Consider the following 26218-nt stretch of genomic DNA (forward strand, 5'->3'; position numbering starts at 1 on the left):
GGAACACGGTGATAGTGATACACAGTGTTTCCGCTGGTAGCTGACGTAAAACGTACTTGTACTACGTGGTGCATAAACACCAGTGGTCAACTATATCCCTTCACCAGCACAAACACAAGCCCACCTGGGATGGCTGGGTCCGCAGGTGGGCGTCGAAAAGTGTGGGACTGCTAGTAAACGAAGACCTTGTCCCCGATCGCGAGATCCTGGAAGTAACGCTGGGCGTCCGCGCGGTACATGCGCACACAACCGTGCGAGAGGATCGACGGGTCACCCTGGTGGAACGCAATACCGTTATTGGTGAAGTACGTCGCGTACGGCATCGGCGCATTGCCGAACTCCCACGAAATCTCGTCCTTCACCTTGCGGTTGACGTAGAAGGTTCCGCTCGGCGTTTCCAGGCCTGGTCGGCCCGGGCCGATGAGGTCGGCCGTGTAGTACACCTGGCCGTTGTTCTGCAGCCAGGAACGGCGACCGCCGGTGTCCACGCAGACCTTCGCATCCTTCGGGCACGGGCCGTAGTTGAATGCGGGCTGCGCCGGAGGGGCCAGAGGAGCAACCGGTTTCGGCGCCGGCGGCTTCGGGGTTTTCTCCGCGATCAGGCCCGGGTAGAAGCGCTCGACGGTTGCGTCGATGCTAGCCTTTGCCTGGGCCGGCAGGTCCTTATTAATTGCTGCCAGGCCGTCGGCCTGTGCGCGCAGCGAGTTACGAGTCTGCCACGCGCGCTCCCGCGCATCCGGTGTACTCGAGCCGATACTGGAAAGCTGGGACTGCGTTTGCTCAAGCAGCGCACCCAACCCGCCGTTCGAGGACATCGCTGGCATTTGCTGCGCCTCGGCCATCGCTGGCTGGGCAAACAAGGAGGCTGCAACACCGATTCCAACGCTGAGGCCGGTAAGTTTGCGGCTCAGTTGGGACGGCTTCGCATGTCGTGGTTGATAACGCATGTCGGCAGTATATCCTACTTCGCTTCGCGGACCGTGAGGATGCGCGGCCCGTCGACTGTTGCGGCAACCGTGTGCTCCCAGTGAGAGGCGGGCGCGCCGTCAATCGAAACGACCGTCCAATCATCGCCGAGCACTTCCGTATCGATCTCCCCACCCAGGATGAGCATCGGCTCAATGGCCAGCACCGACCCCTCCTGAATGACAGGCCCCCGGCCCGGCTTACCCTCGTTGGCAAGGAATGGGTCCTCGTGCATCGTCCGGCCGATGCCGTGCCCGCCGTACCCATCGACAATGCCGAGCTCTACCCCAAACTTCTGCTCCGCTTTGTACGTCGCGCGCTCAAGCGCATGCGACACGTCAGTCAGACGGTTGCCCGGCACCATCGCCTTCAGCCCTTCATGCAGGACCCATTCGGTTGCCTGGTTCAGCTGTTCGACGTCCTTTTCGAGCTCACCCACACCGAACGTCCACGCAGAGTCCCCTACCCAGCCGTTCAAGGTGGCGCCGCAGTCGATGGAAACCAAGTCCCCTTCCCGCAGCACGGTCTCCTTGTTTGGGATTCCGTGCACGACAACCTCATTGACCGAGGCGCAAATAGACCCCGGGAACCCTTGGTACCCCAGGAACGTCGGCGTTGCACCGTGGTCGCGAATCACGGTCTCAGCAACCTTGTCCAGGTCGAGCGTTGACTTGCCCGGGGCGGCCGCCGCACGTACCTCCTGCAAGGCGCGTCCGACGATCCGGCCCGCTTGTTCCATCGCGTCAAGTTGTTCGGGCGTCTTGGCTGCGATCTTGCGCTTTCGGAACCCCATGCTTGCTTCCTTCCTTTTGGTAATGCGTGAAAAAGCCGGTAGGCACTCGTCGAGTCCCTACCGGTCCTTGCGCCTACGTCGGCGTCTATGTGAGTTACTTCTTCAGCTGCGCCATCGCGCGCTCGTTGATCTCGTCAACGTCTCCGACCGCGTCGATAGAAATGATCTCGTCACCGTAGTGGTCAATCAGTGGCGCGGTCTCGTCACGGTAGACCTTGAGGCGAGTGCGGATCGTTTCCGCGTTGTCGTCCGCGCGACCACGGGCCAGCATGCGCTCGACGACCACGTCTTCGTCGACAACGAAGTTGAGCACACCATCGAGCTTCAGGCCCCGCTTGGCCAGAAGTTCTTTCAAGATCTCTGCCTGCTCAACGGTGCGGGGGAACCCGTCGAGAAGAAAGCCGTGCGCGGCGTCTTCCTGGTTGAGGCGGTCCTCCACCATGCGTGCGGTGACGTCGGTCGGGACCAGCTTGCCGGCATCGATGTAGCTTTTCGCTTCGACGCCAAGCGGGGTGCCCTGTCCGATGTTCGCACGGAACAGGTCGCCAGTGGAGATATGCGGAACGCCGAGCTTCTCGGAGAGAATCGCTGCCTGAGTGCCTTTGCCAGCGCCGGGAGGGCCAAGTAGTACAAGTCGCATTATCGCAACAGTCCTTCGTAGTTGGATTGGAGAAGTTGGGATTCAATTTGCTTGACCGTAGTCAATGCTACGGACACCATAATCAGAATAGCCGTACCACCGAACGCGCTCATGCCACCGCGGCCAGCGCCTCCAATACCGGCGTCGAGCGCCAGGTTCGGCAGAATCGCGATGAGTGCAAGGTAGAGGGCACCAACGAACAGGAGACGGTTCATCACGAACGAAAGGTACTCGGCGGTTGGGCGACCCGGACGAATACCCGGGATGAAGCCGCCGTACTTCTTCATGTTCTCTGCCTGGTCGACCGGGTCGTACTGGATAGAGACGTAGAAGTAGGAGAAGAAGATGATCATGGCGAAGTACGCCAGGATGTACTGCCAGGAGCCCGGGTTCTGCAGCCACGCCATGACATTGTTCATCCACCAGTTGTCCGGCGGGGTCTGATTGTTCATGGTGACGATCTGCGTGATCAGCACCGGAACGTACATCAGCGAGGAAGCGAAGATCACAGGAATAACGCCGGCCTGGTTGACCTTCAGCGGCAGGTACGTGGAGGAGCCACCGTACTGACGACGCCCAACCATGCGCTTCGCGTACTGCACAGGAATGCGGCGCTGGCCCTGCTCGATAAAGATGATGCCCACGACCAACGCGATGATCGCCGCAACGACCATAGCGAAGGTGACCGCACCGGAGTTCTTCAGGATGTAGGCACCCTCGGACGGAAGCTTCGTCGCAATACCCGCGAAGATCAGCAGGGACATGCCGTTACCCACGCCCTTTTCGGTGATGATCTCACCGAGCCACATGATCAGGACCGCACCCGACGTCATGACAATGATCATCATGATGAGGGTCCAAATGTTGCGATCCTCAACCAGGACCGGAGTGCCCTGGCCGAGCAGCTGCTCGCGGTCCGCCAGCGCGACGATACCCGCAGACTGCAGCAGCGCCAGCGCCACCGTGAGGTAGCGCGTGTACTGCGTCATCTTGGCCTGGCCGGATTGCCCTTCCTTTTTCAGTTCCTCGAACTTCGGAATCACGACAGTGAGCAGCTGCACGATGATCGACGCCGTAATGTACGGCATGATGCCGATCGCGAAGATAGACAGCTGCAGCAGCGCGCCACCGGAGAACAGCCCGATGATGGAGAACATCGTCGCATTATCCCCGTCTGCAACTTCCTGCAGGCGGGAGTTAATCAACGCGTAGTCAACACCGGGCGTCGGAATCTGGGCACCAATACGGTACAGAATCATCAGCGCAAGGGTGATCAGAATCTTCTTCCGAAGATCCGGGTCCTTGAACGCCTGAACAATAGCGGACACAAAGCCTCCTGGCCCCTGCAGCACTCACGCAGGAGATAGTGGACAGTACGGTTGCCAAAAGTGCACGTTGCAGCCACCGCAGCGGTTGCACGAGACACTCCAGACAGGATTGACCCCACTACCCTACCAGCACGCAGCGCAAAGTCCCGATTCGAGGAGCGTTTCATCGAACGTTTCAAACTTTCGATTGAAATTCATTACACTAACAAATAGGTAATTGGTATTACATTTATTCACGACTTTTCTGTAGAAAATCTTCGCATTCGAAGGGACAGCGATGAGCACAGCACCAACAACGCCGACGGCGGCGACCCCCGTCAGTCGGCGTAAGTTCCTCCAATGGTCAGGCCTCGTGGGTGGCGCAGCAGTGGCCACAACCGCCGCCTCCGGCACGCTGCTTCGGGGTACCCCGGGCGTCGGCGTCGCTGAGGCCGCGGAAGGCTCCAGCACCGACCCGAAGTTTGTCTGGTCGGCCTGCACCGTCAACTGCGGCTCACGCTGCCCATTGCGCCTGCAGGTCGAGGACGGGCGCGTCACCCGCGTCCTCCCCGACGACGGTGGCGACAACTCCATAGGCTCGCAGCAGATCCGCGCGTGCGTACGTGGTCGCTCGATCCGCCACCGGATCTACAACCCGGACCGCCTCAAGACCCCACTGAAGCGCAAGCCCGGTACAAAGCGCGGCGACGGCGAGTGGATCGAGATTTCCTGGGAGCAGGCGCTCGACGAAATCGCCGACCAGATGAAAGGCATCCTGGACAAGTACGGCAACGAGTCGATTTACCTCGCCTACGGTACAGGCACCATCGGCGGCACCGTGGCCCGCTCGTGGCCACCCGCTGAAACCCCCTTCGCACGCTTTATGAACCTCATCGGCGGCTACCTGAACCACTACGCCGATTACTCCACCGCGCAGATTACGGCGGCCTACCCATACCACTACGGCGCGTGGGTCACATCAAATTCCTTCGATGACGTGAAGAACTCGAAACTTCAGGTCATGTTCGGCAATAACCCGCTGGAGACCCGCATGTCAGGCGGCGGCGAAACCTTCGTCACCCAGCAGACGAAGCGCAAGTACGGTGTGAAGACCATCGTGATCGACCCGCGCTACTCCGAGACCGCCGTCGGACTTGGCGACGAATGGGTTCCCATCCGCCCCGGCACCGACGCAGCACTCGTGGCTGGTATCGCGCATGTTTTGCTCTCCGAAAACCTCCACGACCAGGCGTTCTTGGACAAATATTGTGTCGGCTTCGACGAGGATCACATGCCGAACGGCGCGCCGAAGAACGGCTCGTATCGTTCCTACATCGAGGGCAAGGGTCCTGATGGCGTCGAGAAGACTCCTGAGTGGGCAGCCCGCGTCTGTGGCGTGCCCGCGCAGAAGATTCGCCAGCTTGCCCGCGAGATGGGCACCGCGAAACCGACCGCGATCACCCAGGGCTGGGGCCCACAGCGCCACGCAAACGGCGAAAACCAATCGCGGGCAGTGTTTACACTGGCGGCGCTGCTCGGGCAGATCGGCATCCCGGGCGGCGGCACCGGCGCGCGCGAGGGCTCAGCCAGCCTGCCAATGACGTACCCCTTCAACACCCAGTACGAAAACCCGGTGGAAACCTCAATTTCCGTCGCAATGTGGCCACAAGCCGTCGACCACGGCCCCGAGATGACCAAGACGAAAGATGGTGTGCGCGGCAAGGACAAACTGGACGTCCCCATCAAGATGATCTGGCAGTACGCCGGCAACACCAACACCAACCAGCACGGTGACCTCAACCGCACCGTCGAGCTGCTTCGCGACGACTCCAAAGCCGAGCTCATCGTCGTCAGCGACATCCAGATGACCGTGTCCGCACGCTACGCCGACTACGTCCTGCCGGACTGCTCCACCGCAGAACAGGCCGACATTATCCAGCAGGGCTCGGCAGGCAACCTGGAGTACACCATCCTGGCCTCCGACGCCATCAAGCCGCTCTACGACTGCCGCCCGATTTACGACGTCATCGCCGACCTCGCTGAGCGCTTCGGCGTTCGCGACAAGTTCACTGAGGGCCGCACGCAGGAGGAGTGGCTGCGCTACACCCTCGACGAATCCCGCAAGGAAATCCCGGAGCTGCCGTCCTTTGAGGAGCTCAAGAAGATGGGTGTGTGGCGTCGAGAAGGCGAAACCACCGTCGCGCTGAAGGAGTTCCGCGAGGACCCCGAGGCCAACCCGCTGGAAACCCCAAGCGGCAAGATCGAAATCTTCTCCTCCGAGCTCTACGAAATGTCGAAGGAATGGGAGTTCGACACGAACGTCGCCGGCGACAAGCTGACGCCGCTGCCTGAGCACGTCGCCACGTGGGAGGGCGCCGAGGAAGCCTCAGAGAATAAGGAGTACCCACTGCAGGTCATCGGCCACCACACCAAGGGCCGCACCCACTCCTCCTACGCCAACGTCGACTGGCTACGCGACGACGCCCACCCGCAAGTCCTGTGGATCAACCCAATCGACGCCAAGGAACGCGGCATCAAGAACGACGACCCCGTCTACGCCTACAACAAGCGTGGCCGGATACGCTCCATCGCCCGCGTCACCCCGCGCATCGCACCGGGCGTCATCTCGGTGCCGCAGGGCTCCTGGTTCAACCCGAAGGACGGCGGCGTGGACGTAGGGGCGTCCGTCAATACGCTCACTAGCTGGCACCCTTCCCCTCTTGCCAAGGGCAACGCGCAGCACACCGCGCTGTGCCAAGTCGAAAAAGCGAAATAAGAACACCAAGGAGTGAAACAACAACATGGCTAAGAACAACGACAAGCCAAGCAAGCGCCTTGGTTTCTTCTTCGACCAAACCCTGTGCAACGGCTGCAAGGCGTGCCAGATCGCCTGCAAGGACAAGCACGACACACCTCTCGGGGTGAACTGGCGCCGTGTCGTCGAATACTCCGGCGGCGATTGGAACCGCAACGCCGACGGCGAGCTGACCACAAACACGTTCACCTACTACACGTCGGTGTCCTGCAACCACTGCGACAACCCGATCTGCACCAAGGTCTGCCCGACGACCGCAATGCACGTCGGTGAGGACGGCGTAGTCTCCGTCGACCCTCGCAAGTGCGTCGGCTGCCGCTACTGCGAATGGGCGTGCCCCTACTCCGCCCCGCAGTTCAACCCCGAAAAGGGCGTCATGACGAAGTGCGACCTGTGCGCCGACTACCGCGCAGAGGGCAAAGACCCCGCCTGCGTGGCGGCCTGCCCGTCGCGTGCGCTCGACTGGGGCCCCATCGACGAACTGCGTAAGAAACACGGCGACGTCGCTGGCATCGCCCCACTGCCTGACCCAACGTTTACCGAACCACGTCTGACCATCAAGCCGCACAAGGACGCAAAACGCTGGGACGCGTCGGACGCCGGCGAGATCATGAACCCGAAAGAGGTCTAACTCATGAATATGCACGAATGGCCCTTGACGTTCTTCACCACGTTCGGGCAGATGGCTGTCGGTGCGTTCTTCGTCCTGGGTGTGATCACCATGGTCGGGCGCACCCGCTACTCCGCCAACGCAATCGACCGCATTTGTGTGCCGGCACTCTACGCCATCGGCCCAATCATGATCGCCGGGTTCTGCCTCGCGTTCTTCCACCTCGGCAACCCAATCAACGCGCTGAACGTGATGCGCAACATCGGGTCCTCCGGCCTTACCCAGGAGCTGGTCGGCGGCTGCATCTTCGCGGCGCTCGGGTTCCTCTTCGCGGCGTGCCAGTACTTTGACTGGGGTTCCGTTGGCACACGCACTGCAATCGCCGTCGTGACTGCGATCGCGGGCATCGGGTTCATCGCCACCATGGCGCGCCTCTATATGTTGCCCACGATTCCCTCGTGGAACCACTGGACCACCCCGGCAGCGTTCTACCTCTCCGCAGCGGTAACAGGCCTGCTCGCGATTGCGGTCGCGCTCACCGCCTACAACTGGCTCGAGGACTCCGTGTTGATCAAGAAGCTCATCCCCTCGGCGCGCAACGAGGACCAGACCGAGGCCCAGAAGGAAGAGGTCTGGGACCTGATCCACGCCTCGCTGCGCTGGATCGGCATCGCGCTGACCGTCGTCGTGCCGCTGATCTTCATCGTGATGATCTTCAACTACAGCCGCCCAGCGGGCCCCAACCCGGCGCAGTTCGAGTTCAACATGACCGCGTTCATTATCCGCATTGTGCTGCTGCTCATCGGTGCGTTCATCGTCGGTCTTATCCTGGCGTTCGGCGGCCGCACTCGCCGCCCGACCACGAGCGCGATGCTGTGGATCACAATCGCATACATCCTGGTAGTCATCGCGGAGCTGCTCGGCCGCTTCATGTTCTACGGCGCAGTCGACCGGATCGGAATCTAATGGATACAGAGTTGCTTGAGCGCTGCCACATCGCAGCCGACATCGTAGGCCAACTCTTCCTCGACGAGCCCCAAGGCCCGCTTCTCGACGCCCTCTCCGACCCCTCCTTCCTGCAGTCATGGCCGCTCGAGGACGCCGCCTCGCAGCAGGCCATCGCAGCACTGCTCAAGGCTGAACGGGACACCGCCGAGGCACTCCAACGCGATCACCTCTACCTCTTCATCGGTGTAAGCGCCCCACTGGCCCAACCGTACGAGTCCCCGTACTTCTCCAAAGACGGCCTTGTCATGGACGACGACACCGCCGCAGTCGCAGCCTTCTACCACCAGATCGGTTTCGCCCCCGGCATGGACCACTTGCCGCCGGACCACATCGGCCTAGAGTTCCGCTGCATCAGCCACCTGAGCGCCCTCGCGCTCAACGCCGCCCGTGAAGAAGATCGCAGCGCTGCACTGGAAGCACTACGAACCTTCACCGCCGAGCACCCCGCCCGATTCGCCGAGCAGCTGCTTGGCGGCGTCGAAAAGCATGCAAACACTGCGATCTACCGGGCACTTCCCGGACTGGCGCGGGGTGTGCTGAACACCGTCACGTCCTTATAGCGCACACACAAAAGCTCCCCATCCCGTCCGTGACGAGTGGGGAGCTTTGCTAAGCGCTGTGGCGCGAAGATGAAGGCTTATGCCTGCGTGGTGGAACCACCAGCAGCCTCGATCTTCTCAACCGCAGACTTGGAGAACTTGGTAGCGGTGACGTCCAACTTGACGTTGATGTCGCCGTTGCCCAGCACCTTGACCGGCTGATTCTTGCGAACCAAGCCAGCCGCGACGATGTCGTCGATGGTGATGGTGCCGCCGTTCGGGAACGCCTCTGCGAGCGCCTGAACGTTGACTACCTGGTACTCCACGCGGTTCGGGTTCTTGAAGCCCTTGAGCTTCGGCAGACGCATGTGAAGTGGCATCTGGCCACCCTCAAATGCTGCGGAAACCTGCTTGCGAGCCTTGGTGCCCTTGGTACCACGGCCAGCGGTCTTGCCGCCCTTGCCTGCTTCACCGCGACCTACGCGGAACTTTGGTTTGTTAGCGCCCTTTGCTGGGCGCAGATCATGGAGCTTGATAATTTCAGCCATGTTGTTCTACTCCCCTGCAACTTCTTCGACGGTAACGAGGTGGCGAACCTTCAGGATCTGTCCACGGGTTGCGGCGTTGTCCTTCTTGATAACGGACTGGCCGATCTTACGCAGACCGAGTGCCTCGAGGTTCTGACGGGTCAGCGGCTTCTCGCCAACCTTGCCGTGGTGCAATGTGATCTTCAAAGCCATTGTTCTTACGCCTCCTGTCCTGCGCGTGCGCGCAGCATGCGAGCAGGTGCGACATCCTCGAGGTCCTTGCCACGCTTAGCAGCAACTTCCTCAGGGCGTACAAGCTGCTTGAGACCAGCAACCGTTGCCTGAACAACGTTCAGAGCGTTGTCAGAACCGATCGACTTAGCAAGGATGTCCTGGACACCAGCGCACTCAAGCACCGGGCGGACTGCGCCACCGGCGATCACACCGGTACCTGGAGCAGCCGGGCGCAGCATAACAATGCCAGCAGCCTCTTCAGCCTGGACTGGGTGGGGAATGGTGCCACCGATCATTGGGACGCGGAAGAAGTTCTTACGCGCTTCTTCTGCACCCTTCTGGATAGCGGCAGGAACTTCCTTTGCCTTGCCGTAGCCAACGCCGACCATGCCCTTGCCGTCACCAACGACGACGAGAGCGGTGAAGGACATGTTGCGTCCGCCCTTCACGGTCTTTGCGACACGGTTGATGGTGATGACGCGCTCAATGTACTTGTCGCGGTCATCGTTCTGGTTGCGACGGTCATCGCGACGGCCACGGCCACCGCGGTTGTTGCGCTCATTCTTCTTGTTCTGGTTGTCGGCGGAGCGTCCGCCGTCACGCCGTTCACGTTCGGCCATTACGCGATCCTTCCGTTGATGGTGATGATTGCGGTGGTCATTAGAACTTCAGACCACCTTCACGAGCGGCCTCAGCAAGAGCTGCGACACGGCCGTGGTACTTGTAACCTGCGCGGTCGAAGACGATAGCTTCGACGCCTGCAGCCTTGGCGCGCTCAGCGATCAGCTGGCCAACCTTGGCTGCCTTTGCCTTCTTGTCACCCTCCAGTGCGCGCACGTCAGCCTCGATGGAGGATGCTGCTGCGAGCGTGTGGCCAGCGAGATCGTCGATCACCTGGACGTGGATGTGACGGGAAGAGCGGTGCACAACGAGACGCGGAGTCTCTGGGGTGCCGCGCAGCGTCTTGCGGATACGGAAGTGGCGACGTGCACGAGCCTCGCGGCGGCGGGAGGAAATATCCTTGCCGACCGGAGTGCGCTTGGTGTTCTCTGCAGAATTGCTCATGATTACTTACCCGTCTTTCCGACCTTGCGGCGAACCTGCTCACCCTCGTAGCGGATGCCCTTACCCTTGTATGGGTCATCCTTACGGAGGCGGCGGATGTTAGCCGCAATCTGGCCAACCTGCTGCTTGTCAATGCCCTCGATGGAGAACTTAGTGTTGCCATCGACTGCGAAGCTGATCCCTTCCGGAGCCTCAATGAGGACCGGGTGGGAGTAGCCGAGCGAGAACTCGAGGTCCTTACCCTTGGCCTGGACACGGTAGCCGACACCGAAGATCTCCATGTTGATCTTGTAGCCCTCGGTCACGCCAACAACAAGGTTGTTGATCATGGAGCGGGACAGACCGTGCAGCGCACGGTGCTGACGGTGATCGTCCGGGCGGGAGACGACAATCTCGTTGTCCTCAACCGCGGCGGTGATTGGCGCAGGCACCTCGAAGTTCAGGGAACCCTTTGGACCCTTGACCTCTACAACCTGACCGTTAACGTTTACTTCGACACCATTCGGGATGGCGATGGGTGCATTACCTACACGCGACATAGTCTTTTCAACCTCCCTTTACCAGACGTAGGCGAGAACTTCTCCGCCTACACCCTTCTCCTGGGCCTGACGGTCGGTGAGGAGACCATGGGACGTGGAGATGATCGCCACACCCAGACCACCCAGCACCTGCGGCAGGTCGTTGGACTTTGCGTACACGCGCAGACCAGGCTTGGACACGCGACGCAGGCCAGCGATGGCAGCCTCACGGGTCGGGCCGTACTTGAGGTCCAGGGTCAGCTGCTTGCCAACCTTGGCGTCCTCAACCTTGTAATCAGCAATGTAGCCTTCCTGCTTCAGGATCTCAGCGATGTTCGCCTTGATCTTGGAGGAAGGCATTGTCACGCTCTCGTGCTGTGCGTGCGAAGCGTTGCGCACGCGAGACAGCATGTCTGCGATTGGATCAGTCATCGTCATAAGATGTGACCGTTTACCTTTCTCGTTGCGGTTCCCTACCCACCTGACCAGCAAGACTGTGTCGTGCCAGGTCGCGTTTTCCGCATGATCTGTCGGGGGCTACTTCACGCTCCCCACGCTCAATAACGCGGGGCGCTCGCCGCCTCCCTTGCACGCGGTCCGCCTCTCGGCGGGGGGCCTGCAACAAAGTTGGATGTACAATGTTCTTTCGGATTTTGCGCGCAGACAACCATCTGTGCACAAGTCCGTTTGGCTACACTACACCTTTTGCCCGCAGGAAACAATTCGCGTTCGCCGTTGCGCCTCCGCGTATAGGTCGTATAGTCGGCATCATGAAGCACCTCGATCCGCTTTTCGACGCCCTCTCCGCCACCCGCCCGCAGCGTGAGGAGCTGTACCGCTGGTTCCACCAGCACGCGGAACTGTCGATGCAGGAGTTCGAGACCACGCAGCGCATCATGCAGGAGCTCGAGGCTGCGAGCATCCCGTTCACCCAGCTGGGCGACACGGGCGTCGTCGCCACCATCGAGAACGGGCCCGGCCCCGTGGTCGCGCTGCGTGGCGACACCGACGGCCTACCCGTCAAGGAGGACTCCGGCAAGGAATACGCCTGCACTCGAACGCAAGTGGATGCGGCGACTGGACAGGAGGTTCCCGTCTCCCACGCGTGCGGTCACGATTTCCACATCTGCTCAGTGCTCGCTGCTCTCGACGCATTCAATAACTGCAGAGACGCCTGGTCCGGCACGCTGGTGGGCGTGTTCCAGCCTGGCGAAGAAACCGCCTCCGGCGCACGCTCCATGGTCGAGCACGGCATCGCTGAGGCGATCCCTCACCCCGACGTGTACTTGGGCCAGCACGTGCTCGGCACCTTGCCACTGGGCCATGTCGGTACCCGGCCCGGTCCCGTGCTTTCCCAGGCATTCTCGGTCAAGGTCACGGTGCATGGGGTAGGTTCGCATGGCTCCATGCCTGAGATGGGCGTTGACGCGGTCTTGTTGGCGTCGACAATTGTGACGAGGCTCCACACTGTAGTCTCGCGTGAGGTCGCGGCCTCCGAGACCGCGGTGCTGACGGTCGGGGCAATCCACTCAGGCGCGAAGTCCAACGTCATCCCGGACAGCGCGGAGCTGCTCATCAATACCCGCGCTTATTCGGAGACGACAAGCGCGCATCTGAAGTCGGCCATCGAACGCATCGTGCGCGCTGAGTGCGAAGCGGCGCGCAGCCCACAAGCACCCGAGTTCGAGTACTACGACACTTACCCGCTCACCAACAACGATGAAGCGGCAACGCAGCTGGTACGCAACGCCTTCGACGCCCAATTCGGCGACGAGGCTGGGACGCTGGCGCAGGTCCCTGCCAGCGAGGACTTCTCAATCATCCCGGACGCACTCGGCGTGCCGTACACCTTCTGGGGCCTCGGGGGATTTGCCAGTTACCCGCATGCACCGGGGAACCACTCCGCAGCATTCGCACCGGACCTGCAGCCGACACTCGACCGCAGCGCCGAGGCCATGGTTACCGCAGCGAGCGCGTGGCTCACCAACGGGAACGGCGACTAGAGTGGCACTCATGGCAAAAGACGAAGGTTTACAGTCCACACACGAATGGCTCCACGAGGTTTCTCGCGAGCTCGGCGTCTCCCCTGAGCTCACCCGTTCCCTCGTGGGCGACATCTTAAAGATGACGGCGGACGTGGCGCACAACGGCCCGTCGCGCCCGGCGGCTCCCACGACCGCGTTCGTCGTTGGCGTCGCTACCGGTACCGCGCTGAAGGGCGAGGACGCAGCGGACGCAGCAACAGCCCGCGAGGCACTCACGAAGGTGGCGAACCTCCTGGAGACGTATGAGCAGGATTAATCGACGCTTCGCCGTCACTAAAGTTACCCGCACCGACAGCGGCTTCGCGCGCGATACCCGCGCCGACACCGTCACCGTGGAAGAGCCGTTGGCCATCCGCGCTACCGGCGACACGCTCACGACCACCATGCGAACTCCCGGACACGATATTGAGCTCGCACACGGCTGGATGTACGCCGAGGGCCTCATCCGCTCAGCCGAGGACGTGCGTTCCGCCCGTTACTGCGCGGGCGCAGTGGGTCCGAACGGTGAAAACACGTACAACACGCTCGACATCGATCTGTCCGCGAGCGCGGCGCCGGCAGCACCACAGTTCATTCGTTTAACGACGACCACGAGCGCCTGCGGAGTCTGCGGCACCCAATCGATCGACGACATCCTGCACAAAACGCCGAACCCGATTACACCGGTGGCCCTCGATCCTGACCTCGTGATGCGCCTTCCTGAAGCATTGGCTGCAGGGCAGAAGCAGTTCCGAAAAACCGGCGGCATCCACGCGGCAGGCGCGTTCACCTTCGACGGCGAGCTCGTCGTCATCCGCGAGGATATCGGCCGACACAACGCGACCGACAAGGTGATCGGCCACCTCCTCCTCGAGGGGCTGCTGCCAGCCAGCGACCTCATCCTGGTCGTCAGCTCCCGCGCCTCCTTCGAGCTCGTACAGAAGGCCGCGATGGCCGGTTTCCCGGCGATGGTTGCGGTCTCGGCGGCGTCCTCACTCGCCGTCGAGCTGGCCCGCGAAACAAAAATGGCGCTCGCCGGCTTTGTGCGCGGCGAGCGCTTCAACCTGTACTCCGGGGAGCTAGCAGACTAGTCCTTGTACACGGTCTTCGTCTTGTTCAACCAAGCGTAGACGCCGCCGATGCACAGGCCACCACCGATGAAGTTGCCGATCCACACAGCAACCCAGTTGCTGATAATCGCCGTCGCAGTGAAACCCTCAGGCAGGGTGCTGGACAGGAACGCCAGGGAGAACAGCGAGAAGTTCGCGATCACGTGCTCGAGGCCGAGACCGACAAAGATGGCGATCAGCGGCAGGATGACGACGAACTTGGAGATGAACTCCTTCGCCAGCAACGCACCAACGATTGCCATGTTGACGATGAAGTTCGCGAAGATCGCCTCAAGCAATGCGCCGAAGAACGGCTTCGCCAGCTTGCCCTCAACCAGGGTCACAATCAAGTGACTGTTATCCATCGAGCCGAACTTAGCCGACTGGCTCATCACAGCCGCGAAGATGATCGCACCGACCAGGTTCGCCACCGTCACCACGACGACCAACCAAATGCCCTTACCCCAGCTGAACACCTTGTCTGTCGCCGCCCAGGAAGCGAACATCATGTCGCCCGTTGCAAGCTCCGCGTTCAGGATGACGATCGCGAACAGGCCCAGACCGAACAGCAAGGCGAACACAACCGAGCCGAGCCCCGGCGCATATTCATTGACCGCATTTCCCGCCACCGCGGCGAACGCCGTACCAGCAGTCAGGTAAATGCCTGCGAAAATCGCGCGAACGAAAAACCGTGGCATCTCGTTATCGAGAAGCTGTTCTTTCTTCTTGGCCCCTGCGTGGACCATCTCTTGTAAAGCCATCGCGGCCTCCTCAAAATCACCTGAAAGATTGTTACAAGAAGTCAGTCTATCCAACGTTTCCCAAAAGCAGTACACGCGTACTTTTCGGGTGTGCTCTGTAGGTTCCCCCGAAAGACGTACGCCCCCGCAACCCGGTTGGAGTCGCAGGGGGCTTCGTCGAAAAGCAGCGGGTGTTACGCGCGCTGCATCTTGCCGTCCTTGTCAGCGAACGGGAAGCCAAGGTGGCGCAGGAGTGCGCGGCCCTCGTCGTCGTTCGTTGCAGTGGTGACGACGGTGATGTCCATACCGCGGACGCGATCGATCTTGTCGATGTCGATTTCGTAGAACATCGTCTGCTCAGTCAGGCCGAAGGTGTAGTTACCCGCACCGTCGAACTGCTTGTCGCTGAGGCCACGGAAGTCACGGATACGTGGCAGCGCAACCGTCAGCAGGCGGTCCAGGAACTCCCACATGCGGTCGCCGCGGAGGGTAACCTTCGCGCCGATTGGCATGCCTTCACGGAGCTTGAAGTTTGCGATGGACTTCTTTGCGCGGCGAAGCTGTGGCTTCTGACCGGTGATCGCAGCGAGGTCCTCAAGGGCGCCGTTGATGACCTTGGAGTCACGTGCGGCGTCACCAACACCCATGTTGACAACAATCTTGGTCAGACCAGGGATCTGCATGACGTTGTCGTACTTGAACTCGTCGTTGAGCTTGGTACGGATGTCCTCTTTGTACTGGGTCTTCAGACGAGGAGTGTAGTTCTCAGCCATGCTTAGATGTCCTTCCCGTTCGACTTTGCAACGCGGACCTTCTTGCCGTTTTCGTCGAAACGGTAGCCCACGCGCGTCGGCTTGCCGTCGGAGTCCAGGACCATCACGTTCGAAACGTGGATTGGGGCTTCCTGGGTAACGATGCCGCCGGACTCTGCGCCGCGCTCGTTGTAGGAGTTCGCGACGTGCTTCTTCATGCGGTTCACGCCTTCAACGAGAACACGCTGACGCTTCGGGTATGCCTCGATGACCTTGCCCTGCGCGCCCTTATCCTTGCCAGAGATGACCTGGACCATATCGCCCTTTTTGATTTTCATCCCTAGATCACCTCCGGTGCGAGAGAAACGATCTTCATGAACTTCTTGTCGCGCAGCTCGCGAGCAACTGGGCCGAAGATACGGGTGCCGCGTGGCTCGGTGTCGTTCTTGATCAGCACTGCAGCGTTCTCGTCGAACGAGATGTAGGAGCCGTCCGGACGACGGGTCTCCTTCTTCGCGCGGACGATGACAGCCTTAACGACTTCGCCTTCCTTGACGTTGCCACCTGGGGCAGCTTCCTTCACAGTGGCGACGATCGTATCGCCGATACCGGCGAAGCGCCGAACGGATCCGCCGAGGACACGGATGCACAAGATTTCACGTGCACCAGTGTTGTCGGCGACCTTCAGGCGCGATTCCTTCTGAATCACTATTGGTCTCCTGACCTGGGTCGATGTGCGTTAGATTTCCGTCCTATACGCACGTGGTCAATGTCTTCGATGTCTTTTCACTTGTCGACGGCACCTTCGGCACCGCAGACGCATTTGCTCAGCTCGGAAACGCGCAGAGTAAACACGCAGCAAAGGACAACTGGAACAGTAAAGCACGGAACGTTCGCTCCCGCAAACCGCGAGTTTTGATTATGTTGATTCGTGCCCGATTACGACCTTTGGTATGGTCATACCTATGAACTTCGATGGCACACTTGCGGATTCAATCGGCTTCAAGTCGTACCTCTACACCTACGAACTCCCCAAGTTCGCGGTACGCTCCATGCTCGCCGGCATGTTTTTAACAATCATGACGGCGTTCGCCACCGTCGCCTCCACCCAAGTAGAAAGCAACGCCCCCGGCTACGGCCGCTTCGTGTTCGCAGCCATCTTCTGCCTGTCCCTCTACGTCATCGTGGTCCTGGGCGCGGAGCTCGCCACCGGCAACATGATGTTCATGACCTACGGCAGCGCCTCCGGGCGCCTCCCCTGGCTCAAGGGCTTCATGATGGTCACCACCTGCACCATCTTCAACCTGCTCGGCGTCCTCATTACCGCGGTGTTCCTGGTCCACGCCACCGCATTCCAGCCGATTGGGATGGACAGCTTCCTCGCCGCGACGGTCGAGACCAAGCTGGCTAAGCCAGACAGCTTGCTGCTCATGGAAGGCATCTTCGCCAACATCGTGGTGAATATCGGCGTACTGCTCGCCATCCAAGCCGGCAAGGACTTCACCGCGAAGTTCCTCGCCATCATGCTGATCGTCCCCGCATTCGCCGCAATGGGTTACGAGCACTCCATCGCCAGCTTCGTCGTCTTCTCCCTCGCCGGCTACGGCATCGGCGCCGAGCACTTCGCCGGGTTCACGCTGACGAACGGCCTGATGAACTGGTTCATCGTGTGGGTCGGGAACTATATCGGCGGCGGCCTCATCATGGGCGGCGTCTACGCCTGGCTGAACAAGGGTGGCACCCCGGCAACGCCGCTGGCTGCGCGCCGCTAGTCAAACAAGCACAAAGAAAACGCCCCTTTCCGAGTTGGGAAGGGGGCGTTTGTTATTGCCAGTTTTTATTTAGCCTCTTCGGCTACCTTTTTCGGCTCCACGAAGAAGAGGACGTCGCCAAACTTCGTGTCTGCAGGAAGGCTTCTCGACGCCCCAATCTCCCCTACCCGCTTCGTATTCGACACCACAACGGGTGTTGTTACCTCGTAGCCCGCGTCGCGGATGGCGTCAATGTCGAACGTTGCCAATAGCTGGCCTGCCTCCACGACGTCGCCCTTCTTCACGTGCGCGGTAAAGTGCTCGCCCTTCAGGTTCACGGTGTCGAAGCCGATGTGCATGAGGATTTCGACGTTCTTGCCGTCGGTCCCCTTAGTGCGGATCGCGTAGGCGTGGCCGGACGGGAATGTGACCGCGACGGTGCCGGCGACGGGCGCGCGCAGCTCCCCAACGGTCGGGACGATAGCGACGCCGTTCCCCAGCTTGCCCTGAGCAAACATCGGGTCGCTGACGCTGGAAAGCGGAACAGCGTTGCCCTCCAGTGGCGCCACGACGTGGAGCGCCTCGTCGGAGGCCTCAAGCAGCGCCTGCTCGGTGGCAGCGTCCGCAGCCGGGTTCTCGGTGGCATCCGGGTCGATGGTGCCTTGTTTGCTCACCAGGTAGCGCCCGTACCCGTAGGCCGCCACGAAGGCAATCACGAACGTAATGACACCGAGGATCAGGAAGGTCACCATGTCGTTCGCGCGGATGGAGACCACGCCAATGAAGCCCGCTGCACCAAGCGCAACTGCCTTGACGTCGAAAAGCGCGATCAGCATGGCGCCAATACCGGCCGCACCGAGGCCGATAAAGAACGGCCAACGGAGGCGCAGGTTCACGCCAAAGATTGCGGGCTCCGTGATACCAAATACGGCCGAAATACCCGAAGAACCGGCGAGGCCTTTCAGCTTCGCGTTGCGCGCCAGGAAGTACACAGCCAGGGCGACAGCACCCTGTGCAATGTTCGCCATGGAGGCCGTCGGGAAGATGAAGGAGCCGCCCTGGTTAAACAGCTCAAGCTCGATTGGCGGGAAGGACTGGTGCAGGCCAGTAATCACGATCGGCGAGTAGACAAGACCGAAGAGTAGGCCACCGATAGGGCCGCCGAAGTCGTACATGCTGGACAAGCCGACAATCAGCAGGTCGCCGAGCCAGCGAACAAACGGACCAACGGCGATGAATGTGATGAAGCCCGTAATCAGCAAGGTTGCCAGCGGAGTAATCAGGAAGTCCGCCGTGCCCTTCAGCCGCTTGTGGAACCACTTTTCGATCGTTGCCAGGATCCAGGCGACCGCCAGCACCGGCAACACCGCGCCCTGGTAGCCCGCCTGCGCGACCGGCAAGCCAAACAAGTCCCAGAACGGCATCGTTCCGTCTGCCACGGAGTTTGCTACGTCGTAGCCGTTGACCAGCGCCGGGTGCACCATCGCCATACCCATGCCGGCACCAAGGTACTCGTTGCCGCCGAAGCGTTTCGTGGCGGAGAACCCAACGAGCACCGGCAGGAACGCGAACGGCGCGGAAGCCAACACGTTGATGATTTCGGTGAGACCCTGGATTTGCGGGAACATGCCCACCAGAGAGTTGTCGCCGAACAGCCCCTCTGCCGTCAGGACGTTGTTGAGCGCCATCAGCAGACCGCCGCCGACCAGGATCGGGATCAGCGGCACGAAAATGTCAGAGAAAACCTTGATGAAGCGGGTAAACCAGTTGCCCTGGTTCGCCGCAACTTCCTTGAGGTCGTCCGTGGAGACCGCGATGTTCTTGCTGGTCATTCCGTCGAGCTGGTCGAAGACGATGTCCACATCGCCGGGGCCGACGATGATCTGGAACATGCCGCCAGTAGCAAATGTCCCTTTCAGGTCAGGGTCATTCTCCAGCGCGTCCTGGGCAACCTTGTCGATGTCCTTGAGCACGAAACGCAGTCGCGTCGCGCAGTGGGCGACGCCAACGATGTTGTCCTCGCCCCCTACCCCGGCGAGGACCCGCCGGGCTACTTCTTTGTGGTCCATGTGGGAATCCTTTCTCTTCCCACACATTCAAACATAAAACTAGCCTTTATCCTGCCCGTTTGCGCCTGTTTACCCCCGGTTGTGGCGGACTTCACGCCACGCAACGCCATCCGGGCTGAACACCGCCGAGGAGAACGCCACTTCCCCGTCGCCAGCGACAACCTCGAGCGCCGCTCCGTCAGCGCACACCACGAGCTCGCCCTGCGCGCATTCGGCGCTGCGCTCGTCACCACCGACCGTCACGCTCAGCGTTCCACGCCCAGCCTCGCCTGGACGCCACGCCAAGCGGGCACCAACGCCGCCGGCCTCATCGACCAGGTCGGCCCCCCATGGCTGCTCACCCAGCACCGCACGATGCACGACTATCCCCGCGGGATCGGTTGGGAGGAGCAGCTCGGTGCGAAGCTGGCCGTCGACAAGCTGAAGCCTGCGAGGCAACGTCAGCTGGTGCACCCAGCCCTCCGCTTCGAGCGTGGGCGTGTCGTCGCGGGCGGGCAGGCCCATCCAGCCGAGCAGCAGCGCATCTCCCTCGCCTTCGGCGACCATCTGCGGCGCGTAAAACTGATGCCCGAAATCGAGCTGGCGGAACTGCGACTCCACGTGGAAACGCAGGCCATCAAGCGAGCCGACGACGTAGCCGCACTCGTCCGAACCGGGGTACTGCGGGCACAGCACCAACACCTCGCGCCACTGCCCCGTCGCGCGGTCTCGCATCCGCAGCAGGTTCGGACACTCCCACATGTAAGCCGCCTCGACGCGCGGGTCCAGCCCCTCGAACTGCAGTGGCCCCACAAACGACCAATCCAGCAGGTCCTGCGACTCGTAGACCACCACCGCGCCGCGTTCCTCCTCGCGCTGTGCGCCGAGCACCATCCGCCAGGAGCCATCCTCGTTCTGGGTGACGTGCGGGTCGCGGTAGTGGGCGGTGAAGCCTTCGGCAGGACCATCAATCAGCGGATTCTCCGGCGCCCGGTGGTACACCCCACCCATCGGCCCCCCGAGGTCCTCAACGCGCACCAGGTTCTGCGTGGCCAGGCGACGCCCATCCTCCTTTACATTGCCGGTGTAAAACAGCATGACCTCGCCGTCGTGCACCACGGAGGAGCCGGAATAGCAGCCGTGCTTGTCGTACGGAAAATCCGGGTACAGCGCGTCCGGGAGGTGGCGCCACCGACCCAGGCCCTCCTCACCCCCAATAGTGGTGACGGCGTGACCCCACCCGGTGCGCTTCGCAGCGTGCGGAAAGCACGGGTCATGCTGGTAAAACACGTGGAGTTGGTCGCCGATGAGCGTGACACCATTCGGGTCGTTGAGGCGCCCTTGCGGCGGGGACAGGTGAAATGTTGGCCGGTACGTCATGCGCCTTAGTCTACGGTGGAACCATGATCACTGTGTACGGCGAAGCCCTCGTTGACCTTGTCCCCCAGGACCCTTCCCCGCTCGCGCCGCTGGTGCCCGCGCTCGGTGGCGGCCCGTTCAATGTAGCCCGTGCGCTGGGCAGACTCGGCGCAGACGTCTCCTTCCAGTCACGGTTGTCTCGCGACAATTTCGGGGAGGCACTCGCCCAATCGCTTCTCCACGCCCACGTGGACCTCACCAACTGCGGCCGCGGCGACGAGCCCACCACCCTGGCTGTCACCGCCCTGGCGGAGAACGGCTCGGCAACGTACACGTTCTATGTCGACGGCACTGCCGACCGCTTCGCACAGCCGGTCCCGGTGCAGGAGGGCTACGCGGTGTTCGGGACCCTGTCCCTGGCGCTGGAACCGGCGTCGCTGCGCTACGCGGAGGCCGCGTCGCAGTCTGCGAAGCACGGCGCGATCGTCTGCCTGGACCCGAATATCCGCCCGGCGTTCGCCTCCGAGAAGCACCGCCTGTTCCTGCGGGGGCTGCTCGATTCCGTAACGGTGCTCAAACTCTCCGACGAGGAAGTCGAGTTTCTCGGTGACACCTCCCACGTGCCAGTCGTGGTGACCACGCTCGGTGCGGACGGCCTGCGGGTCTGTGCGCCGTTCGGCACGGTCACGGTCCCCTCACCGAAGGTCACGGTCGCGGACACGATTGGTGCTGGCGACACCGTCATGGCCGCGCTGGTCCACCAGTTCGACGCCCGCGGCCTGGACCGCAACGCCCTGCTTGCCCTCGGCGAGGAGGAGTGGCGCGAGATCCTCAGCTTCGCCACCCGGGCGGCCGCGATCACGGTGTCTCGCACTGGCGCCGATACCCCCTTCGCCCACGAGCTGGACTAAGAAGCGGCGTTCGCCGGCTCCCACCCAAGCGCCGGTGCGACGTGCTCTGCGAACCCGCGCAGGATCTGCATGCACACGTCCACCCCGGCCTGGTTCGGCACCGTGAGCATCAGCGTGTCAGCCGCTTGGATGGCAGGGTCGTTGCCAAGCTCCTCAATGAGCTGGTCGGCCTCTGCGGCGTACGTCTTGCCAAACGTTGTGTACACACCACGCTCGATCTGGCCGATCTGCTCCTCCGTATCCAGCAAGCCGAACAGCCGCTCGGTGTCCTCGTCTACGATCGGGAAAATAGAGCGCGACACCGAAATGCGCGGCTCCCAGTCGTGGCCCGCGGCCGCCCACGCCTCGCGGTAGTGCTGGATCTGTTCCGCCTGCAGCTCGCCGAGGCTGCGCCCGTCCGCTTCCGAAATCAACGTGGAGCTCATCAAGTTCACGCCGTTGCGTGCTGCTTGCTCCGCGCTGGCGAAGGTGCCTGCGCCCCACCACACCCTGCGCGCAGCGCCCTCGGAGTGCGGCAGTACCGCAAGCGGGCTGGCTGGCGGGTACATCTGCGGGTACTGCTCCTCAAGGGACGCCGCGAGCGCCATCGGATCTCCGCGCAGTGCGGAGATGAAGCGCTGGAAGTGCGTGCGCGCCAGGTCGGAGCCGTTTGCCGCCTCCGACTCGTAGCCGAAGGCGCGCCAGCCGCGGTCGGCTGGTTCCGGTGACCCACGGGAGACTCCGAAGGCGAGGCGGCCGTCGCTGAGTAAATCGAGGGCCGCGACATCCTCCGCGAGCTGCAGCGGGTTGGTGTAGCGCATATCGACGACGCCGGTACCCACCTCAATGTGGCTGGTCACTGACGCCATCGCCCCCAGCAGCGCGATCGGCGACGCGAATTGCGGCGCAAAGTGATGCACGCGCACGTATGCGCCGTTGACACCGATCGCGTCCGCCTGGCGGGCAAGCTCCACGGTGTCCTGCAGCGCCTGGCGCGCGGTCATCCCCTGGCGGCCCGGCGGGGCGTAGTGGCCGAATGAAAGGAACCCAAATTTCTTCATGCGGCCACTCTAGCGCGCTACTCCACCGTGACGGACTTCGCCAGGTTGCGTGGTTGGTCCACGTTCAGGCCACGTGCTTGCGCGACGGTGCAGGCGAAGATCTGCAGCGGGATCGTCGACAAGAGGGGCTGCATGAGCCCTGCCGACTGCGGGATGCGGATGACGTGGTTGGCGAAGCGGTTCACGTCCTCGTCGCCTTCCTCCGCGATCACGATGGTGACGGCGCCACGCGCACGAACCTCCTGAATGTTGGAGACAACCTTGGCGTGCAGGTTGTGACGCGAACGCTTCGACGGCACGATGACGAACACCGGCTGCCCCTCCTCAACCAGGGCGATCGGGCCGTGCTTCAGCTCGCCTGCGGCGAAGCCCTCCGAGTGCAGGTAGGCGACCTCCTTGAGCTTCAGCGCGCCCTCGAGCGCGACCGGGAAGCCCACGTGCCGGCCGAGGAAGAGTACCGACTTCGCATCGGCGAGCTCGCGGCCAAGTTCCTGGATTTCCGCCTCGTTGTCCAGAATGTGCTGGATCTTCTCCGGCATCTCCTCGAGCTCGCCGATGATCGTCTGGATCTCGTCGGCGAACTTGTTGCCACGCACCTGCGCCAAGTACAGCGCCAGCAGGTACGACGCCACGATCTGAGAAATAAACGCCTTCGTCGACGCCACTGCGATCTCTGGGCCGGCGTAGGTGTACAGGGAGGCGTCGGCCTCGCGCGGGATGGAGGAGCCCACGGTGTTGCAGATCGCGATGACGTTGGCGCCCTGCTCGCGCGCGTGACGCACCGCCATGAGGGTGTCCATGGTTTCGCCGGACTGCGAAATAGCCACGACCAGGGTATTCGGGGTGACAATTGGGTCGCGGTAGCGGAACTCGTGCGCCAGCTCGACTTCCGTCGGGATGCGGCACCAGTGCTCAATCGCGTACTTCGCCACGTGCCCCGCGTATGCCGCAGTGCCGCACGCCACGATGATGATCTTGTCGACGCTGCGCAGCACCGACTCGTCGATCCGCAGCTCGTCGAGCGTGAGCTTGCCTTCTGCGTCAAAGCGACCGTAGAGGGTGTCGCGCACGGCCGCCGGCTGGTCGTGGATTTCTTTCGCCATGAAGGAATCGAACCCGCCCTTTTCTGCGGCGGTGACGTCCCACTCGACGCGGAACTCTTTGCCTGCGGCGCGGTTGCCTTCGAAGTCGATGATCTCGTAGTTGTCAGCCGTCAGGGTGACGATCTGCCCATTGTCCATCTCCACCGCGTCACGGGTGAACTCGATGAAGCCGGAGACGTCAGAGCTGAGGAAGTTCTCACCCTCGCCCAGGCCGATGACCAGCGGCGAGTTCCAACGCGCCGCGACGATACGGTCCGGGAATGCCTGCTCGATGGCCAGTAGGGTGAACGCGCCCTCGAGTCGCAGGGCGGTCAGGCGCATCGCCTCGGTGAGGTCCTTGTTCGCCTCGGTGTTGAAGATGTCCAGTAGCAGCGTGGCTGCCACCTCGGTGTCCGTTTCGGAGCGGAAGGTGTAGCCTTTCTCGCTCAGCTCGGCGCGAAGCGCTGCGAAGTTCTCGATGATGCCGTTGTGTACCACGGCCAGCGCGCCGTCGCCGACGACGTGGGGGTGGGCGTTGGCGTCGGTAGGCCCACCGTGGGTGGCCCACCGGGTGTGCCCAATGCCCAGGTTGGAGGGTGCAAGTGGCGCCTCGGCGATAGCCTGCTCAAGGTCCGCGACCTTGCCGGCTTTCTTCCTACACGCGATGGTATCGCCCTGCAGGACTGCCGCCCCGGCGGAGTCATAGCCACGGTATTCGAGCCTGCGAAGCCCATCAATGATGACAGTGAGGGCGTCGTGCTCCTTCGCACGCTCGCCACCTATGTATCCAACGATTCCACACATGTGGCGAATTTTACACGCGGGGTATGCCCTGAAAAAGTGACGGCGTCGTCCCCTACCCGAGCTCCCCAGTGAGCTTTCCGTGAAATTCCGTTGCGCTCGGGTTCATGCCGACAAAGCGCACGTGCTTGCCGCGCTCTGCGTACTTTTGCTCAATACTGTCGAGCGCCGCCACCGTCGACGCGTCCCAAATATGCGCGCGGTGCAAGTCCACGACGACCTCTTCCGGGTCCTCCGAGTACATAAACAAAGTGGTCAGGTCATTCGAGGAAGCGAACAGCAGTTGGCCGGAGACTACGTAGTGCGCTTCGCCGTCGATGACTTCGCGGGTCACCTCAACCAGGTGGGCGACGTTTCGCACGAAGATGACGGACGCCACCAACACACCCACCACGACACCGATGGCCAGGTTGTTCGTCGCCAGCACCACCGCCACCGTGATGAGCATAATCACGGTTTCCGACACCGGCAGCTTGCGCAGCGTGCTTGGCATCACCGAGTGCCAATCGAACGTGCCCACCGACACCATCACCATCACGGCGACCAGCGCTGCCATCGGAATCATGGCGACGTACTCGCCGAACGCAAGCATCAGAATGAGCAGGAACGCGCCCGCCAAAAATGTGGAGATGCGGGTCCGCGCCCCGGAGACCTTCACGTTGATCATGGACTGCCCGATCATGGCGCAGCCGCCCATCCCGCCGAACAGGCCGGTAGCGATGTTGGCGACGCCCTGCCCCCAGCTCTCGCGGGTCTTGTTGGAGTGCGTGTCCGTGACTTCGTCGATAAGCTTCGCAGTCATCAGCGACTCCATCAGGCCGACGAGCGCCACGCCGAGCGAGTACGGCGCGATGATCCGAAGCGTCTCCCAGGTCAGTGGCACGTGCGGGATGAAAAATTCGGGCAGGCTGCTCGGCAGCTCGCCGCGATCCCCGACCGTCGGCACAGGTGCCTTGACCGCAACTGCGATGAGCGTCACCACGACGATTGCGACGAGCGGCGCCGGGACTGCCTGCGTAAACTTCGGCATGACCACCATGATCACGATGGCCAGCGCCAGCAGTGGGTACACCGCCCAGTGGTGACCGAAAATTTCGGGCAGCTGCGCCACAAAAATAAGGATCGCTAGCGCGTTCACGAAGCCGATCATCACGCTACGCGGCAAGAAGCGCATCAGCGTTGCGACGCCACCAACGGCGAGCAGGATCTGGAACACCCCGGCGAGCATGATGGCCGCCACCATGTAGTCGTAGCCGTAATCGCGGACCAGTGGTGCAATCACCAGGGCGACCGCACCGGTGGCGGCCGCGATCATGGCGGGGCGCCCGCCCGTAATCGCAATCACCATCGCCATGATGAAGGAGGAATACAGCCCGATCTTCGGGTCAACGCCTGCGATGATGGAGAAGCTGATCGCCTCCGGGATCAGCGCCAGCGCCACAACTAGCCCGGCGAGGATCTCCTTCGTCAGGATGCGTGGTGTCTTCAGCGCCGTCGCCACCGAGGGTTCCGGCTCGTAACGGCGCGTGTTTTCCGTGGTCAGCACGGTGGCTGCCATATGTGTCACTCCAAACGTTGA

At 62.0% G+C, this 26218-nt stretch carries 28 protein-coding genes; 9 read left to right on the top strand and 19 right to left on the bottom strand.

Features of this window, described 5'->3' with window-relative positions:
- Positions 1-170: 170 nt before the first annotated feature.
- The 4 genes from BJP07_RS10365 to secY form a co-directional block, all read right to left on the bottom strand.
- Positions 171-947: a L,D-transpeptidase gene (locus BJP07_RS10365; protein WP_071567375.1), complete on the bottom strand. Its 777-nt coding sequence runs from the start codon at positions 945-947 to the stop codon at positions 171-173.
- 14 nt (positions 948-961) lie between these two features.
- On the bottom strand, positions 962-1759 hold the full coding sequence (gene map / locus BJP07_RS10370) for a type I methionyl aminopeptidase (RefSeq protein ID WP_071567376.1): 798 nt from the start codon (positions 1757-1759) through the stop codon (positions 962-964).
- Positions 1760-1853: 94 nt separating this feature from the next.
- A complete protein-coding gene (locus BJP07_RS10375; RefSeq protein ID WP_071567377.1) occupies positions 1854-2399 on the bottom strand; it encodes an adenylate kinase in 546 nt (181 codons plus the stop codon).
- Positions 2399-3727: a preprotein translocase subunit SecY gene (secY, locus tag BJP07_RS10380; protein WP_071567378.1), complete on the bottom strand. Its 1329-nt coding sequence runs from the start codon at positions 3725-3727 to the stop codon at positions 2399-2401. The genes BJP07_RS10375 and secY overlap by 1 nt, the downstream gene beginning before the upstream one ends.
- 277 nt (positions 3728-4004) lie before the next feature.
- On the opposite strand from secY, the gene BJP07_RS10385 reads away from it, so the two are divergent.
- Genes BJP07_RS10385 through BJP07_RS10400 form a run of 4 tightly spaced genes read left to right on the top strand, consistent with a single transcriptional unit; the run spans position 4005 to position 8699 of the window.
- Positions 4005-6482: a DMSO/selenate family reductase complex A subunit gene (locus BJP07_RS10385; RefSeq protein ID WP_071567379.1), complete on the top strand. Its 2478-nt coding sequence runs from the start codon at positions 4005-4007 to the stop codon at positions 6480-6482.
- A gap of 25 nt (positions 6483-6507) precedes the next feature.
- On the top strand, positions 6508-7152 hold the full coding sequence (locus tag BJP07_RS10390; protein ID WP_071567380.1) for a DMSO/selenate family reductase complex B subunit: 645 nt from the start codon (positions 6508-6510) through the stop codon (positions 7150-7152).
- A gap of 3 nt (positions 7153-7155) precedes the next feature.
- Entirely contained in the window at positions 7156-8097 is a 942-nt protein-coding gene (locus tag BJP07_RS10395) for a DmsC/YnfH family molybdoenzyme membrane anchor subunit (RefSeq protein WP_071567381.1), read from the top strand.
- Positions 8097-8699, top strand: a complete 603-nt coding sequence (locus BJP07_RS10400; protein ID WP_071567382.1) for a molecular chaperone — start codon at positions 8097-8099, stop codon at positions 8697-8699. The genes BJP07_RS10395 and BJP07_RS10400 overlap by 1 nt, the downstream gene beginning before the upstream one ends.
- A 77-nt stretch (positions 8700-8776) precedes the next feature.
- On the opposite strand, the gene rplO is transcribed toward BJP07_RS10400, so the two are convergent.
- From rplO to rpsH, 6 genes are read right to left on the bottom strand one after another with little or no spacing between them, the layout of a single operon-like run.
- Complete coding sequence (gene rplO / locus BJP07_RS10405) at positions 8777-9226, bottom strand: 50S ribosomal protein L15 (protein ID WP_083428509.1); 450 nt, start codon at positions 9224-9226, stop codon at positions 8777-8779.
- Positions 9227-9232: 6 nt separating this feature from the next.
- Entirely contained in the window at positions 9233-9418 is a 186-nt protein-coding gene (rpmD, locus tag BJP07_RS10885) for a 50S ribosomal protein L30 (RefSeq protein WP_083584211.1), read from the bottom strand.
- 5 nt (positions 9419-9423) lie between these two features.
- Positions 9424-10059, bottom strand: a complete 636-nt coding sequence (gene rpsE / locus BJP07_RS10410) for a 30S ribosomal protein S5 (protein ID WP_070363075.1) — start codon at positions 10057-10059, stop codon at positions 9424-9426.
- Positions 10060-10099: 40 nt separating this feature from the next.
- Positions 10100-10504: a 50S ribosomal protein L18 gene (rplR, locus tag BJP07_RS10415; protein WP_071567383.1), complete on the bottom strand. Its 405-nt coding sequence runs from the start codon at positions 10502-10504 to the stop codon at positions 10100-10102.
- Positions 10505-10506: 2 nt separating this feature from the next.
- Positions 10507-11043, bottom strand: a complete 537-nt coding sequence (gene rplF, locus BJP07_RS10420; protein WP_071567384.1) for a 50S ribosomal protein L6 — start codon at positions 11041-11043, stop codon at positions 10507-10509.
- An 18-nt stretch (positions 11044-11061) separates the two neighbouring features.
- Entirely contained in the window at positions 11062-11460 is a 399-nt protein-coding gene (gene rpsH / locus BJP07_RS10425; RefSeq protein ID WP_071567385.1) for a 30S ribosomal protein S8, read from the bottom strand.
- Between the two features lie 332 nt (positions 11461-11792).
- Between rpsH and BJP07_RS10430 the strand changes: the two genes are divergently transcribed.
- Genes BJP07_RS10430 through fdhD form a run of 3 tightly spaced genes read left to right on the top strand, consistent with a single transcriptional unit; the run spans position 11793 to position 14137 of the window.
- Positions 11793-13025, top strand: coding sequence for an amidohydrolase (locus BJP07_RS10430; protein WP_071567386.1), 1233 nt, complete (start codon positions 11793-11795; stop codon positions 13023-13025).
- Positions 13026-13035: 10 nt separating this feature from the next.
- On the top strand, positions 13036-13323 hold the full coding sequence (locus tag BJP07_RS10435; RefSeq protein WP_071567456.1) for a DUF6457 domain-containing protein: 288 nt from the start codon (positions 13036-13038) through the stop codon (positions 13321-13323).
- On the top strand, positions 13310-14137 hold the full coding sequence (gene fdhD / locus BJP07_RS10440) for a formate dehydrogenase accessory sulfurtransferase FdhD (RefSeq protein ID WP_071567387.1): 828 nt from the start codon (positions 13310-13312) through the stop codon (positions 14135-14137). Before BJP07_RS10435 ends, fdhD begins: the two co-directional genes overlap by 14 nt.
- Here the strand turns inward: fdhD and BJP07_RS10445 are convergent.
- The 4 genes from BJP07_RS10445 to rplN all read right to left on the bottom strand — a co-directional run bounded on the left by BJP07_RS10445 (position 14134) and on the right by rplN (position 16356).
- A complete protein-coding gene (locus BJP07_RS10445) occupies positions 14134-14916 on the bottom strand; it encodes a formate/nitrite transporter family protein (RefSeq protein ID WP_071567388.1) in 783 nt (260 codons plus the stop codon). The genes fdhD and BJP07_RS10445 overlap by 4 nt on opposite strands.
- A gap of 173 nt (positions 14917-15089) precedes the next feature.
- Positions 15090-15668, bottom strand: a complete 579-nt coding sequence (gene rplE, locus BJP07_RS10450; protein ID WP_070363081.1) for a 50S ribosomal protein L5 — start codon at positions 15666-15668, stop codon at positions 15090-15092.
- A gap of 2 nt (positions 15669-15670) precedes the next feature.
- Complete coding sequence (gene rplX, locus BJP07_RS10455; protein WP_070363082.1) at positions 15671-15985, bottom strand: 50S ribosomal protein L24; 315 nt, start codon at positions 15983-15985, stop codon at positions 15671-15673.
- A 2-nt stretch (positions 15986-15987) separates the two neighbouring features.
- Positions 15988-16356 (bottom strand): 50S ribosomal protein L14, encoded by a 369-nt coding sequence (gene rplN / locus BJP07_RS10460; protein ID WP_071567389.1) that lies wholly within the window; start codon positions 16354-16356, stop codon positions 15988-15990.
- Between the two features lie 256 nt (positions 16357-16612).
- Here rplN and BJP07_RS10465 point away from each other — a divergent pair, with 256 nt between their 5' ends.
- Positions 16613-17419 carry a formate/nitrite transporter family protein gene (locus BJP07_RS10465; protein ID WP_071567390.1) on the top strand — a complete coding sequence of 269 codons (807 nt, stop codon included), beginning with the start codon at positions 16613-16615 and terminating at the stop codon, positions 17417-17419.
- A 65-nt stretch (positions 17420-17484) separates the two neighbouring features.
- Here BJP07_RS10465 and BJP07_RS10470 read toward each other — a convergent pair whose 3' ends face one another.
- Positions 17485-19467, bottom strand: a complete 1983-nt coding sequence (locus BJP07_RS10470) for a sucrose-specific PTS transporter subunit IIBC (RefSeq protein WP_071567391.1) — start codon at positions 19465-19467, stop codon at positions 17485-17487.
- Positions 19468-19536: 69 nt separating this feature from the next.
- Positions 19537-20826 (bottom strand): glycoside hydrolase family 32 protein, encoded by a 1290-nt coding sequence (locus tag BJP07_RS10475; RefSeq protein WP_071567457.1) that lies wholly within the window; start codon positions 20824-20826, stop codon positions 19537-19539.
- Positions 20827-20849: 23 nt separating this feature from the next.
- Here BJP07_RS10475 and BJP07_RS10480 point away from each other — a divergent pair, with 23 nt between their 5' ends.
- On the top strand, positions 20850-21716 hold the full coding sequence (locus tag BJP07_RS10480; RefSeq protein ID WP_083584213.1) for a carbohydrate kinase: 867 nt from the start codon (positions 20850-20852) through the stop codon (positions 21714-21716).
- On the opposite strand, the gene BJP07_RS10485 is transcribed toward BJP07_RS10480, so the two are convergent.
- Genes BJP07_RS10485 through BJP07_RS10495 form a run of 3 tightly spaced genes read right to left on the bottom strand, consistent with a single transcriptional unit; the run spans position 21713 to position 26197 of the window.
- Positions 21713-22756 carry an LLM class flavin-dependent oxidoreductase gene (locus BJP07_RS10485; protein ID WP_071567393.1) on the bottom strand — a complete coding sequence of 348 codons (1044 nt, stop codon included), beginning with the start codon at positions 22754-22756 and terminating at the stop codon, positions 21713-21715. The two genes, BJP07_RS10480 and BJP07_RS10485, sit on opposite strands and share 4 nt — an antisense overlap.
- A gap of 17 nt (positions 22757-22773) precedes the next feature.
- Positions 22774-24642, bottom strand: a complete 1869-nt coding sequence (gene glmS / locus BJP07_RS10490; protein WP_071567394.1) for a glutamine--fructose-6-phosphate transaminase (isomerizing) — start codon at positions 24640-24642, stop codon at positions 22774-22776.
- 52 nt (positions 24643-24694) lie between these two features.
- Entirely contained in the window at positions 24695-26197 is a 1503-nt protein-coding gene (locus BJP07_RS10495) for a SulP family inorganic anion transporter (RefSeq protein WP_071567395.1), read from the bottom strand.
- Positions 26198-26218 lie beyond the last annotated feature (21 nt).

It is taken from the genome of Corynebacterium sp. NML130628, from assembly GCF_001875665.1.
GTDB lineage: Bacteria > Actinomycetota > Actinomycetes > Mycobacteriales > Mycobacteriaceae > Corynebacterium.